The sequence below is a fragment of the Amycolatopsis sp. NPDC048633 genome, from assembly GCF_040650695.1.
Taxonomy (GTDB): Bacteria; Actinomycetota; Actinomycetes; order Mycobacteriales; family Pseudonocardiaceae; genus Amycolatopsis.
Window position 1 is genome coordinate 14,107 of sequence record NZ_JBEZHS010000048.1, and the last position, 12,764, is coordinate 26,870.

Here is a 12,764-nt window from a genome sequence, read left to right on the forward strand (position 1 = left end):
CGTTCGAAGTCAAGGGAACGCTCATGGGCACAGTCACCGCCGACGTCCGCTCCGGCCGCGGCGTCGCCGTCGTCACGATCGCCGCGCCGGAGACCCGCAACGCGTTGTCCACGGAGCTGCTGACTTCGCTCGCCGACGTCATCGACGGCCTGGACCGCGACCCGGCGGTGCACGCCATCGTGCTGACCGGCGGCCCGAAACTGTTCGCCGCAGGCGCGGACGTCAAGCAGCTGCGGGAGATGTCGCCGGTCGAGTACGCGGCTTCCGGGCGGGCGGCGTGCTGGCAGCGCCTCGGCGCGGTGGCCACTCCCCTGGTCGCCGCGGTCGCCGGGTTCGCACTGGGCGGCGGCTGCGAGCTGGCGCTGGCGGCCGACCTCGTGGTCACGGCGGACACGGCGGTGTTCGGCCAGCCGGAGGTGAAGCTCGGGCTCGTCCCGGGCGCGGGCGGCACGCAGCGCTGGGCCCGCGCGGCCGGGCGGTTCGCGGCGGCGGGGGTGGTGCTGACCGGCCGCACGGTCGACGCGTTCGAGGCGCGCGACCTCGGCCTGGTGCACCGGATCGTGCCAGCGGAACGCTTAGTCGAGGCGGCCGTCGCGGTGGCGGCCTCGATAGCCGCCAACGGTCCGTTGGCCGTGCGCGCGGCACGGTCGGCGGTCCGGCGCGCGGAGGAACTGCCGCTGGCGGCAGCCCTGGAGTACGAGCGCCAGCAGCTGCTGCTGATGCTCGGCAGCGACGACCACGTCGAGGGCATCAATGCGCTGCTCGAGAAGCGCGCGCCCCACTTCACCGGAAGTTGAGTTCACCATGGGATTCTCGCGGTTGGTGCTCGAAGACTGGTCCTCGGCACCGAGCGCCCTGGTCGAAGCACGAGGGGTGCGCTTCGGCGACGGCGCGATCAAGTTCCTCCGGCGGCTCGAAGCGGTGCCGTCGGTCGTGGTCGTCGGCGGGGAGTGTGACGCGAGCGCGCTCGCTCTCCTGGCCTCGGCGACGCTCGGGTTCGTCACCGACGACGTGACCGTCTCGGTCGACGTGGATTCCGCGCTGGCCCTGGGGTTGACCTCGACCCTGCCCGCCGCGATCGGCGGCGCGACGGCCCGTGCGCTGCTGTTCGGCGGTCCGGCGGACGCCACCGCGGTGCGGCGGTCCGGCCTCGCGATCGACGGTGACCCGGAGGAGGCCGCGGCCCGGCTCGCCGAGCCCGCCGCCGCGCTGCTCCTGCGTTCCCTGCGCGTCGCGGCTCACTCGACGCGGGACCAGGCGCGGCAGTACGACGATGAGCTACGGCAGCTGCGATGATCGCCTTCGGCTGCGGGCCCTTGCAGGCCGGTGCCGCCCTCGATGCCGCGTGGGAAGGCGGGATCCGGCACTTCGACACCGCGCCCAGCTACGGCGACGGCGTCGCGGAAGAACTGCTCGGCCGTGCGGTGCACCGGTGGCCGGACGTCCGTGTGTCCACAAAGGTCGGCCGGGTGCGGATGGCCGTCGCCGATCCTTATGGTGACCCCGATGGCCCGCGCCGCGAGCCGCTGTTCGACTTCCGTGCGGAGGCCGTGCGCGCAAGCGTCCTGCGCAGCCGGTCACGGCTCCGGCGGCTGGACACCGTGCTGGTGCACGATCCGGACGCCGCCGTCGACCTCGTCCTCGAGGAAACCCTGCCTGCGCTTCGGGAACTGCGTGACGAGGGTGTGCTGCGGGCGATCGGGGTGGGTACGACGTCGGTCGCCACCGCGCGACGGCTCGTCCCGCACGTGGACGTCGTCATGATCGCGGGCGCGTGGAGCCTCACCCGCCGCGAAGCCGCCCCGCTGCTCGACGAGTGTCTCGACGCCGGGGTGGAAGTCCTGGCGGCGGCGCCGTTCGACTCCGGGCTGCTGGCGACCGACTCCCCCGCCGCCGACGCCCGGTACCTCTACCGCGCCGCGTCCGCGGAAGTCGTCGAACTGGCCCGGCGGATGGCGGACGTGTGCCGTGACCACGGGGTCAGCCTGCCGCAGGCCGCGTTGTGGTTCCCGTTGCGGCACCCGGCGGTGAGCACCGTCGTCGCGGGCATGCGCACGGCAGCGGAGGTCCACCGGAACCTGAGGCTCATGGCGCGTCCCGTCCCCGAGGCGCTGTGGCCGGACCTACTCCCCTGACGTCACGAACTCTTCGAAGACATCGGCCGATCCGGTTGATGGCGGGTAGTAGAACACGAAGTCGTCGATGCCGATGTCGCGGTAGCGGCCGACGAAGTCCGTCACCGCGCCGACCGAAGACCAGATCGGCTCGGCGGTGACCGCCGGGCTGCCGGACAGCAGCATCCGGCGCATGGGCCGGCTTGATTCTTCCAGCACGCCGATTCGCTTCTTCGTCACGGAAAGGTGCTCCCGCGCGGAGAGCCCGAAGCCACCGTAGGACACCCACCGGTCGCCGTAGGACGCGGCCAAGGCCAGCGACCGCGGCCCGTGCGCGGCGATCGTCAGCGGAATCCTCCTGGCGGGCGCGAGTGGCGGGAACCCTTCCAGCACCGGCTGCCCACGCAACGCTCTGTCCACAGTGGTCACCACGTCCGCGAACCGCGCGGCGTGACCGGCCGCGCGGTCCGCCGCCGCGTACCCGGCGCCGAGGCCGAGTTCGAGGCGGCCGCCGGAAATGTGGTCGACCGACAGCGCATGCCGGGCGAGCACGACCGGCGAGCGGAGGATACCGTTGGCGACGAGCGGCCCGAGCCGCACGCGCGACGTCGACGCCGCGAGCGCGGGCAGGAGGCTCCACGCGTCGAGCCACGGCTGCTCGGGGTGGGCCGGGTTGAGCACGTGGTCGTCGACCCACACACCCTCGACGCCGAGTTCCTCGAGCCGCCGCGCGCGGGCGAGGAGCTCGGGCCAGCCGACGTTCGGGATCAGCAGGGCGTGGACGCTCATCGCGGGAACCCGCCCGCCCGGGCCAGGCCGCCGGAAAGGGGCACGCCCAGCCGTCCGGTCACCCATTTCGCGTGCTCGATGGCCTCATCGAGGTCCAGGCCGGTGTCGAAACCCATGCGGTGCAACGTGTACACGAGGTCTTCGGTGGCGACGTTGCCGGTCGCGTCCGGCGCGAACGGGCAGCCGCCGATGCCGCCGAGGCTCGCGTCCAGCGCCCGCACGCCGCTGCGCACGGCGGCGACCGCGTTCGCCACGCCCGTGTTGCGCGTGTCGTGCAGGTGGACGCGCATCGGCACCGCCGGCGCGCGCTCGCGCAGCATCGCGAACCGCGTCTCCACATCGGACGGCACCGCGACACCGATGGTGTCCGCCAGGCACACCTCGTCGAAGTCCAGGTCCGCCACGGCCGAGGCCACCTCGCCGAACCGCGCCTCGGGTACCTCGCCCTCGAACGGGCAGCCGAACGACGCGCCGATCGTCACCGACACCTTGACGCCGTCCTCGCGTCCGCGCCGCCGGATCTCGCGCACGACGTCGATCACTTCGTCCGTCGTCATGCCCTGGTTGCGCTCGCTGAACGTCGTGCTCGCCAGGACCAGCGTCGTCATCTCGCGGATTCCGGCGTCGAGCGCGCGTTGGTAGCCGCGCACGTTCAGCACCAGTGCGCTGTAGTCGATCCCGTTGTCCTGCAACGCCTTCGCGACCTCGGCGGCGTCCGCGAGCTGCGGGACGCGGTCCGGCCGCACGAAGGACGTCACCTCGATCCGGCGCACCCCGGTGCGCGCGGCGCGGTCGATCAGCTCGAGCTTCTCGTCGGTGGACAGCACCCGCTTCTCGTTCTGCAGGCCGTCCCGAGGGGACACTTCGACGATCTCGACGGTCATGTCGTCCCGCTTCCGTCCAGGGACGCGGCCGCGACCAGGCCGGAGCCGCCGTCCAGTTCGACCAGCGCCCCGCTGACCGCGTCCGCGACACCCGACCCCAGCGCGGCGACCCATTCGGCCACCTCCGCGGTCGAGGTGTCGCGGCCCAGCGGGGTCTTGGCCACGATCTTCGCGAGCTGCTCGGCCGGCAGTTCCTCGCCGACGCCATCCGTCAGCACGGTTCCGGGGGCGAGGCAGAACAGCCGGATACCCTCGTCGCGCCAGTCCCGCGCCAGCTCGCGGGTCAAGGCGGCGATCCCCGCCCGGGCCGCGGCCGAGTGCGCCAACCCGGGGATCCCCCGGTCCGGCGCGGACAGCGACAGGTTCACCACCCGGCCGCCACGCGCGGCCAGCCCGGGACGCGCCGCCTGGATCATCGCCGCCGTCGCCGTCAGGTTCAGGTCGGCGACCGCGGCGAACCCGCGGGGCGAGATCTTGTCCGCGGTCGCGATGAACTGGCCGCCGGCGTTGTTCACCAGCAGGTCCAGGCCGCCGAGACCCTGGACGAACTCGGCCGGCCGGTCACGGATGTCGAGGGCCACGAACGAGAACCGGTCGCTGCCGGCGAGCACGGCGGTTTCGGCCAGGCGTTCCTCGCGCCGTCCGACGCCGACGACGGTCGCGCCCAGCTCCAACAACCGCAGCGCGACGGCCCGGCCGATGCCCGATCCGGCGCCGGTCACGAGGGCGAGCCGGTCTCGCAGCGCGCCCGCCGGGAGCACAGCGCACGACGACGGGCGGGGTGCGGCCGTCACGACAGCCCCGGCACGCGCGCGAGGAGCCCGCCGTCGACCGGGAGCACCACGCCGGTCACGAATGGGGCGTTCAACAGGTACCACACGGCGTCGGCCACCTCCTCGGGCTCGGCGGCGCGCCCGGCCGGGTGCGCCGCCGCGAACGTCTCGTCGTCCAGGCCGTCGACGAGCCGGGTGCGCACGAGCCCGGGCGCAACGGCGTTGACCCGGATCCCGCGCGCCGCGTACTCGACGGCGGCCGTCTTGGTCAGGCCGACCACTGCATGCTTACTGGCCACATACGCACTCGACTGCGGAACTCCCGCGAACCCGGCGCCGGACGCCGCGTTCACGATCGCTCCCCGGCCCGCCGCGAGCATATGCCGCAGCTCGGCCCGCATGCAGGCGAACACCCCACCGACGTTGACGCGCTGCACGCGCCAGAAAACGTCGTCCGGGTAGTCGGCCAGCTCCGCGCGCACGCCGGGGACTCCGGCGTTGTTGTAGGCGAAGTCCAGGCCGCCGCCCCAGGAAGCGGCACGGTCCACAGCGGACTCTGCGGCGTCCGGATCGGACACGTCCGCCTCGATCGCGAGCGCCCGCACACCCCCGTGCCGCAGCACGGCAGCCACTTCCTCGGCGGCGCCGAGGTCACGATCGACGAGCGCTACCGAGACACCCTCGCGCGCGAGACGCTGAGCCGTGGCGGCACCGATGCCGCGCGCGGCTCCGGTGACCAGCGCGACGCTCACCGGAGCGCCCCGCACGGCCCCGGCAGCAACGCACCCAATGTGGCCTTCGGTGCGTCCAACGCAACCAAGGCCACATTGGGGCGCTCGAAGTCCGGAGCGGCCCCGGGTGTCAGCTGTTCTTGGGCGTCAGCGAGGAAAGCGACATCTCGATGAAGTCCTCGCCGAAGTCCTCCAGGCTGCGTTCGCCCTCGGGGTTGTACCAGCGGTGGATCCAGTTGAACATGCCGATGATGCCCAGCACCGCCACCGACGGGTCGATGTCCGTGCGGAACTCCCCCGCCTTCGCGCCGGACCGGATCACCTCGGCGAGCGTGCGGCCGTAGCGGTCGGCGTTGTCGCGGATGTGGTCGGCCTCCGGGCCCGTCATCACCTGGTGCACGTTCTCCGAGAGGAAGACGAACAGCTCCGGCAGCTCGGCCATCGTGCGCACGTACTCGCGCAGCGCCGCCGCCAGGCGCTCCGGGGCGGGCAGCGGCAGGGCCGCGACCTCCTCCAGCCGGGTGCGCATCGTCTCGATGGGATCGTGCAGGAGCCCGACGAGCAGCTCCTCCTTGGTACCCACGTAGTAGTAGAGCGTCGCCCGGCTGATGCCGACCTCGCCGGCGACGTCCTCGAGGGTCGACTGGCCGTAGCCGAGCCGGGCGAACACCCGGCCCGCGCCGGCCAGGATCTCCGCCCAGCGGACGTCCGAGCGGCGGCCGCTCGCCTGCCTGCGCTCGAGCCGCCTGCGGGCGATGTCGCTCTCCGGGTCGGTCGCCGCGGTGCGGCGACGGCGTGGCGCGGCCACTGGCGATCGGACTCCCTTGCCCTCGGTGCGGCCCCGGCACCGGGGCTCCTGCCGCCCCCACCTTAGCCCGCACGGTCGCGCAGCTCGCGTTTGAGGACCTTCCCGCTGGCGTTGCGCGGGAAGTCCGCCTCCAGCGAGAACCGGGCCGGCACCTTGTAGCCGGCCAGCCGGGCGCGGCACCAGGCCCGCACCTCGTCGACGTCGAGGGCCGCGCCGTCCTCGAGGATGACGTGGGCGCGCACGATCTCGCCCCAGTGCTCGTCCGGCACCCCGACCACGGCCACCTCGCGCACGCCGGGGTAGCCGCCGAGCACGTGCTCGATCTCGACGGGGTAGATGTTCTCGCCGCCCCGGATGATCATGTCCTTCTTGCGGCCGTTGAGGTAGAGGTAGCCCTCCTTGTCCCGCCAGGCCAGGTCGCCGCCGCGGAACCAGCCGTCCACCAGCACCTTCGCGGTCTCCTCCGGCTGGCCGAGGTAACCCGACATCACGGCGTCGGCGCGGGTGACGATCTCGCCCACCTCGCCGTCGGGGACGTCGACCAGCTCGGTGTCGTTCTCCGGGTCGCACAGCCGCAGCACCACGCCCATGCCCGCCTTGCCGATGGACCCGAGCAGGTGCTCGTCGCCGGCGAGCGCGCGCCGGTGGTCCTCCGGGGTGAGCACGGTCTGCAGCCCCGCCTCGGTGCCCGCACCGAACATGTTCATGAAGTCGCACTGGAAGCGGTCCATCGCCCGGCGCAGCAGCGACGGCGACATCGGCGCGGCGCCGTAGCCGATGGACCCGAGCCGGGAGAAGTCGCTCGCCGGATCGGCCACCGCGGGCTCGTGCAGCAGCGTGTCGATCATCGTCGGCACCAGGAAGACGCCGTCGAGCCCGCCACGCGCCATCCAGTGCGCGACCGTCGGCGCGTCGAACGCCGGCAGCACCAGCGAGGTGTGCCCGCGCGCGACGCCGGAGAGCGTGTAGAGCATCCCGCCGACGTGGAACAGCGGCGCCGCCGAGTAGTGGAACGAGATGCTCGTCATCGCCCGTTCCACGATGCACTGCATGACCATGTGCTTGGCCATCCGCTGCGAGTGCATGACGCCCTTCGGCAGCGCCGTCGTGCCGCTGGTGAACGCCAGGCACACGAGTTCGTCGTCCGACATCGGCACGTCGACCTCGACGTCGTCGCCGGTGTCCACGAGGGACTCGTAGGACTCGTCGCCGGAGTGGGAGTCGTAGCTGATCGTCGTCTTCAGCCCCGGCACGTCCACCCCGCGCACCAGGTCGGTGTAGCGGTCGCTGAAGAAGAGCACCTTCGCCTCGGCGGTGCGCAGCAGGGCCTGCAGCTCCGGCCCGGCCAGGCGGAAGTTCAGCGGGACGTACACCGCGCCGAGCTTCATGCAGGCGAGCAGCGTCTCGACGTACTGCGCCGAGTCGGTGGCGAACAGCGCGACCCGGTCGCCCTTGCCCACCCCCATCCGCCGCAGGACCGAGACGAGCCGGTTGACCCGGCTGTTGACTTCGCCGAAGGTGTAGGTCGCCGTGTCGGTGACGAAGCAGGGTCTCTTGGGGACGGTGCTCGCGTTGATGCGGATCCAGTCCGACATCCGCGAGTTCTGCTGGACGGACATGCGCACTCCCTTGTGCCGCCTCGTCGCTAAGTGAGCTTGGGGAGAACCTCGGTACCGATCAGTTCGATGGAACGCATGACCTTCTCGTGCGGGATGTCGTAACTCTGCACGAGAAGCAGCAGGATGTCGACGCCGACGGCCTCGTACCGCTTGCACATCCCCACGAAGTGGTCGGGGTCGCCGCACAGCACGGTTTCGTTCTGCGTCAGGTAGTCGAACGTCAGATCTTCGATCTGCATGCCGCCCAGCAGTTTCTTGGCGTACTCGTAGCTGCCGAGGTTGGTGCCTTCCCGCCAGGCCCCGAGTTCGGCGATCGTTTTCAGCGAACTCTGGATGTACCAGGGGAACGCCGTGCGCGCGTCGTCGTGGGCCTGCTGCGTGGTCTCCGCGCAGTGGGCCTGGGCGAAGGTGGCGATGCGGTTGTTGACGAACTTCCCGACGGGCTCCACCTGCTCGAGACCCTCGTGGTAGCGGCTGATCCGCTTGGTGAGCGCCTCGGGCGGGATCGCGACGGAGAACGACAGCAGCCCGAGTCCCTTCTGCCCCACGATCACGTGGCTCTCGGCGCTGGACGTCGCGCCCCAGATCGGCGGGTGCGGGTTCTGGTACGGCTTCGGGACGACACCGCGCGGAGGCAGCTTGAAATACTCACCGTCCCAGCTGAACTCTTCCTCCGTCCACGCGCCGACGATGACTTCGAGCGCTTCCTCCCACATCGGCCGGGTCTCGTTCGGCTTGATGCCGAAACCCTCCATCTCGACGCGGGTGCCGGAGCGGCCGGTGCCGAACTCCAGGCGGCCCTTGGAGAGGACGTCGACGGTGGCGGCGGCCTCGGCGGCGCGCACCGGGTGGTTGTACGGGAACGGCAGCAGCCGCACGCCGTGCCCGATGCGGATGTTCTCCGTGCGGGCCGCGATCGCGCCGTAGAACACGCCGGGCGCGCTGGAGAACGAGTACTCGTCGAGGAAGTGGTGCTCGACGGTCCAGACGCTGTGGAAACCCAGCCGGTCGGCCAGTTCGATCTGCTGCAGCGTGTTCTCGAAGGCGTTGTAGGCGCTGTCCTGCGTCCACGGCCTGGGCACGGGCAGCTCGTACATCAGGGCGAGCTTCACGAATCCTCCAAGACTGCGTTGACCGACCCGGTGTGCGGGGCCGCCGGGGTGACCCCGAGGTCGAAGGCCACCAGCTGCCCGGTGAGCCCGTAGGTGACGTACAGCCGGCCGTCCGCGCCCACGCAGCAGTTGGTCGGCTGGGTGCCGTCGCCCGTTTCGATCGTTTCCTTCAGCTCGCCGCCGGAGTAGACGAAGATCGCGTTGCCGATGCTGCCGCAGACGTACAACGTGCCGTCGCCGTCGAAGCAGAAGCCGTCGGGCATGCCGGCCGGCAACTTGAGGATCTGCTCGGGTGCGCCGAACTCGCCGCCGGTGACGGCGAAGGCGAGGATCTTGCGGGTCAGCGACTGCGCCAGGTACAGCCGCCCGTCGGGGCCGAACGCGACGCCGTTGGGCATCGCCGGGACCTCGGCCGAGCCGGCGACACTGCCGTCGGCGGCGATCGCGACGACGTGCCCGGGGCGGATGTTACGCAGGTCTTCCCAGTTCGCGCTGTCGGTGACGTACAGCGTGCCGTCGGGGCCGAAGCACAGGTCGTTGGGCCGGTGCGGCGCCGGGCCGGGCAGTTCGCCGGTCACCGGGGTGACCGTCCCATCGGGATCGACGCGCTGCACGCAGCCCGCGAGCTGCCGCGGGGCGTGCCAGTAACCGGTGCCTTCGGCCGAGAGCCCGCCGTTGTTGGCGACGTACAGCTCGCCGTCCGCGCCGAGCGCGCTGCCGTTGGGGCCGCCGCCGCAGTCACCCAGGCGGGTGACCGTGCCGTCCGGGTCGACGCGGCTGACCGCCTCGCCCTTCATCTCGACGACGGCGATCGCGCCGTCACCGAGCGGAGTCGGGCCCTCGGGGAAGCGCAGGCCGCTCGCGACGACCCGTGGGGCGCCGGTCACGACGCGCCCGCCGGTGCCTCGTCGAACGAGTAGCGCGGCAGCTCCTTGACGCGCGGCATGACCTCGCTCGCGAACAGCCGCATGTTGGCCTCCGCCATCTCCGTCGTCATGCCCGAAAACGAGCAGACCGCGTTGAACCCGTCATTGCCCACTTTGGACCGGATGTCGACGATGCGCTCGTAGCACTGGTCGGGGGTGCCGTAGATCTGCAGCTCGATGAAGTTCTCGACCACCCGGTCGGAGCCCTTGTTCTGGATGTAGGACGCCAGCGACCGATAGTATTCGTAACCCTGCGTAGCCGCGAAGTGCCGGCCGCCCAGCTCGTAGTGGGACATGACCGATTCGTAGTAACCGCCGATGTACTGCTGCGCCATGTCCTTGGCCTTGACCGGGTCCGGGTCACAGCAGACCCAGCCGGTGACCATCGGGGCCGGCGCCTCGACGCCCTTCAGCTCGCGGAACTGCTCGCGGTACTGGCGCATGTCCGCGGACACCTCCTCCCAGTCCTTCTGGGGGTTGATGAGGATGCCGGCGCCGACGTCGGCCATGATCCGCACCGACTCCGGCGACACCGCGGCGGCGTAGAGCCGGTCGCGGAAGGACTTCACCGGCCGGGGACGCAGGTCGCGCTTCGGGATCTGGTAGTGCTTGCCATCCGCTTCGAGGACGCCGGTCTCGAGCGCGCGCAGCACGATCTCGGCGGACTCGACGAAGCGCTCGCGCGATTCGTCCATCGGGATGCGCAGGCCTTCGAACTCGATCCGGCCCAGCCCCCGGCCCATGCCGAAGATGAACCGGCCGCCCGACATCAGGTCGAGCATGGTGACCTGCTCGGCGACGCGCACCGGGTCGTGCCACGGCAGGATGACCGCGCCCGAGCCCAGCAGGATGTTCTTCGTGCGACCGGCCATGTAGGACAGGAACTGGATCGGGTCGGGGCACATCGTGTAGGAGGTGAAGTGGTGCTCGACGCCCCACAGCATTTCGAAGCCCAGCGGCTCCGCGAGCTCGCAGAGGCGCAACTCGTCGGCGTAGACGCGTTGGTCGTCCTTGGCGTCGCCGCCGCCCTGGAAGATGCTCGTGTATCCGACTCGCATCGGCCGTGACCTTCTTTCAGACTCGGGAGGTGCTCGGGTGCGGTCCCAGCCGCTGGTAGGTGCCGTGGCAGAAGATGAGCGGGCGGCCGGCGTCGGCCACCCCCAGCTCGTGGACGTCGGCCAGGACCAGGACGTGGTCACCGGCGTCGGTGACGGAGTGGGTCGTGCAGTCGAACCAGGCGAGCGCGCCGTCGAGGACGGGTGAGCCCAGCGGTGAATCGGACCAGGTGACGCCGCCGAACTTGTCGCCGCCGGAGACGGCGAAGGCGCGGGAGGTGCCTTCGCCGTCCTCGCCGAGGACGTTGACGCAGAACCGGCCCAGCGGGCCGATCCGCGGCCAGGTCGTCGAGGTGCGGGCCACGAAGAACCCGACCAGCGGCGGTTCGAGCGAGACCGACACGAACGAGCCGACGGCCAGGCCCAGCGGCCCTTCCGCACCGGCGGCGGTGACGACCGCGACGCCGGTGGGGAGGTGGCGCATCACCTGCCGAAAGCTGTCCGGCGTCACCGCGGTCACCACGGCTGGCTCCCGGTCGGGGCCAGGCCGTCTTCGAGCGCGAGGTCGTGCCCCAGACGGGCCTGCTTCGTGCGCAGGTACCGGACGTTCTCGCGGGCGGGCACGGTGCGCAGCGGCCTCGCGGCGACGCTCAGCCCGGCCTCGCGCAGGGCGTGCACCTTGTCCGGGTTGTTGGTGAGCAGCGTGACCGCCCGCACCCCCAGGCGGAGCAGGACCCGCGCGGCGGGCCCGAAGTCGCGGGCGTCGGCCGGGTGGCCGAGGCGCAGGTTTGCGTCGACGGTGTCCGCGCCCCGGTCCTGCAGGGCGTAGGCGCGGAACTTGTCGGCCAGGCCGATCCCCCGGCCCTCGTGCCCGCGTTCGTAGACGAGCACCCCGCGCCCGGCGGCGGCGATCGCCGCGAGGCCGGAGTGGAGTTGTTCGCCGCAGTCGCAGCGCAGGGAGCCGAACAGGTCACCGGTCGCGCACTCGGAGTGCACCCGGACGAGCACGGGCTCGTCACCGCTGAGGTCGCCGAGGGTGAGGACGAGGTGCTCGCCACCGTCGGGTTCGGTGCGCACCAGGCGCGCGGTGAACTCGCCGTGCGCGGTGGGGAGCGGGATCGCGGGCACTTCCTCGGCCTCGCGGAGGGGCAGGTGCTCACCGTCGTCGGGCCCGGTGTTTACCGGCCGCGCGGTCAGGGAGATCGCCGGGACCTCGAGGGCCTCACGGCGGATCAAGTGCTCGCTGCCACCGGGCTCGGGGTGCACCGGCCGCGCGGTCAGCGAAATCGCGGGTACCTCGAGGGCTTCGCGGCGGGCGGCGATCAGGTCGGCGATGCCGATGACCGGGAGCCCGTAGCGCCGCGCGAAGTCCAGTACGTCGTCGCCGCGCGCCATCTCGCCGTCCGGGCGGCTCAGCTCGGAAATGATCGTCACCGGGTCGAGCCCGGCCAGCCGGGCGAGGTCGACCGCGGCCTCCGTGTGGCCGGGCCGGCCGAGCACCCCGTCGGCGTGCGCGCGCAGCGGGAACATGTGCCCCGGGCGGGCGAACTCCTCGGGGCGGGCGGCCGGGTCGGCGAGCCGGCGGGCCGTCGCGGTGCGGTCGGCCGCGCTCACCCCCGTCGTGGTGCCGTCCAGGGCGTCGACGGTGACCGTGAACGCGGTGCGGTGCCGGTCGGTGTTGTCGGCGACCATCAGCGGGAGGCCGAGGGCGTCGGCGCGGGCGGCCGGCATCGGCACGCACACGATCCCGGTGGTGTGCCGCAGCAGGAAGGCCATCTTCTCCGGCGTCATGTGCGCGGCGGAGAGCACGAGGTCCGCCTCGTTCTCGCGGTCCGCCGCGTCCAGCACGACCACGAACTCGCCCCGGGTGAATGCGTCGAGCGCGTCCTGCACGGTGTCTGCCATCGCGCCGCTCCTTGAAGTGCGTCATCGCTTGTGTTGACGCTGACGGTA

At 71.8% G+C, this 12,764-nt stretch carries 14 protein-coding genes; 3 read left to right on the top strand and 11 right to left on the bottom strand.

Translation table 11 applies throughout. The annotated features are described in order from the left end of the window. Nucleotides 1-23 precede the first annotated feature (23 nt). From AB0C38_RS45145 to AB0C38_RS45155, 3 genes are read left to right on the top strand one after another with little or no spacing between them, the layout of a single operon-like run. Entirely contained in the window at nt 24-797 is a 774-nt protein-coding gene (locus tag AB0C38_RS45145; protein ID WP_360686256.1) for an enoyl-CoA hydratase-related protein, read from the top strand. A gap of 7 nt (nt 798-804) precedes the next feature. After that, nucleotides 805-1,296 carry a hypothetical protein gene (locus tag AB0C38_RS45150; protein WP_360686259.1) on the top strand — a complete coding sequence of 164 codons (492 nt, stop codon included), beginning with the start codon at nt 805-807 and terminating at the stop codon, nt 1,294-1,296. After that, nucleotides 1,293-2,135: an aldo/keto reductase gene (locus AB0C38_RS45155; protein WP_360686262.1), complete on the top strand. Its 843-nt coding sequence runs from the start codon at nt 1,293-1,295 to the stop codon at nt 2,133-2,135. Before AB0C38_RS45150 ends, AB0C38_RS45155 begins: the two co-directional genes overlap by 4 nt. Here AB0C38_RS45155 and AB0C38_RS45160 read toward each other — a convergent pair. The 11 genes from AB0C38_RS45160 to ribB form a co-directional block, all read right to left on the bottom strand. Beyond that, nucleotides 2,124-2,903 carry an LLM class flavin-dependent oxidoreductase gene (locus AB0C38_RS45160; protein ID WP_360686264.1) on the bottom strand — a complete coding sequence of 260 codons (780 nt, stop codon included), beginning with the start codon at nt 2,901-2,903 and terminating at the stop codon, nt 2,124-2,126. The genes AB0C38_RS45155 and AB0C38_RS45160 overlap by 12 nt on opposite strands. Beyond that, nucleotides 2,900-3,787, bottom strand: coding sequence for a hydroxymethylglutaryl-CoA lyase (locus AB0C38_RS45165; RefSeq protein WP_360686267.1), 888 nt, complete (start codon nt 3,785-3,787; stop codon nt 2,900-2,902). The genes AB0C38_RS45160 and AB0C38_RS45165 overlap by 4 nt, the downstream gene beginning before the upstream one ends. Continuing rightward, nucleotides 3,784-4,581, bottom strand: a complete 798-nt coding sequence (locus AB0C38_RS45170) for an SDR family oxidoreductase (RefSeq protein WP_360686270.1) — start codon at nt 4,579-4,581, stop codon at nt 3,784-3,786. The genes AB0C38_RS45165 and AB0C38_RS45170 overlap by 4 nt, the downstream gene beginning before the upstream one ends. Beyond that, nucleotides 4,578-5,312: an SDR family oxidoreductase gene (locus AB0C38_RS45175; protein ID WP_360686273.1), complete on the bottom strand. Its 735-nt coding sequence runs from the start codon at nt 5,310-5,312 to the stop codon at nt 4,578-4,580. The genes AB0C38_RS45170 and AB0C38_RS45175 overlap by 4 nt, the downstream gene beginning before the upstream one ends. Nucleotides 5,313-5,421: 109 nt before the next feature. Further along, nucleotides 5,422-6,099, bottom strand: a complete 678-nt coding sequence (locus AB0C38_RS45180) for a TetR/AcrR family transcriptional regulator (protein WP_360686276.1) — start codon at nt 6,097-6,099, stop codon at nt 5,422-5,424. Between the two features lie 62 nt (nt 6,100-6,161). After that, entirely contained in the window at nt 6,162-7,718 is a 1,557-nt protein-coding gene (locus AB0C38_RS45185) for an AMP-binding protein (RefSeq protein WP_360686279.1), read from the bottom strand. Between the two features lie 26 nt (nt 7,719-7,744). Further along, nucleotides 7,745-8,830: an LLM class flavin-dependent oxidoreductase gene (locus AB0C38_RS45190; protein ID WP_360686282.1), complete on the bottom strand. Its 1,086-nt coding sequence runs from the start codon at nt 8,828-8,830 to the stop codon at nt 7,745-7,747. Continuing rightward, complete coding sequence (locus AB0C38_RS45195; protein ID WP_360686285.1) at nt 8,827-9,717, bottom strand: SMP-30/gluconolactonase/LRE family protein; 891 nt, start codon at nt 9,715-9,717, stop codon at nt 8,827-8,829. The genes AB0C38_RS45190 and AB0C38_RS45195 overlap by 4 nt, the downstream gene beginning before the upstream one ends. Beyond that, on the bottom strand, nt 9,714-10,814 hold the full coding sequence (locus AB0C38_RS45200) for an LLM class flavin-dependent oxidoreductase (RefSeq protein ID WP_360686288.1): 1,101 nt from the start codon (nt 10,812-10,814) through the stop codon (nt 9,714-9,716). The genes AB0C38_RS45195 and AB0C38_RS45200 overlap by 4 nt, the downstream gene beginning before the upstream one ends. 16 nt (nt 10,815-10,830) lie before the next feature. Then, nucleotides 10,831-11,334, bottom strand: a complete 504-nt coding sequence (locus AB0C38_RS45205) for a flavin reductase family protein (RefSeq protein WP_360686291.1) — start codon at nt 11,332-11,334, stop codon at nt 10,831-10,833. After that, the gene (gene ribB, locus AB0C38_RS45210; RefSeq protein ID WP_360686294.1) at nt 11,328-12,716 is read right to left on the bottom strand and encodes a 3,4-dihydroxy-2-butanone-4-phosphate synthase; all 1,389 of its coding nucleotides are present in this window, start codon (nt 12,714-12,716) and stop codon (nt 11,328-11,330) included. The genes AB0C38_RS45205 and ribB overlap by 7 nt, the downstream gene beginning before the upstream one ends. Nucleotides 12,717-12,764: the final 48 nt, after the last annotated feature.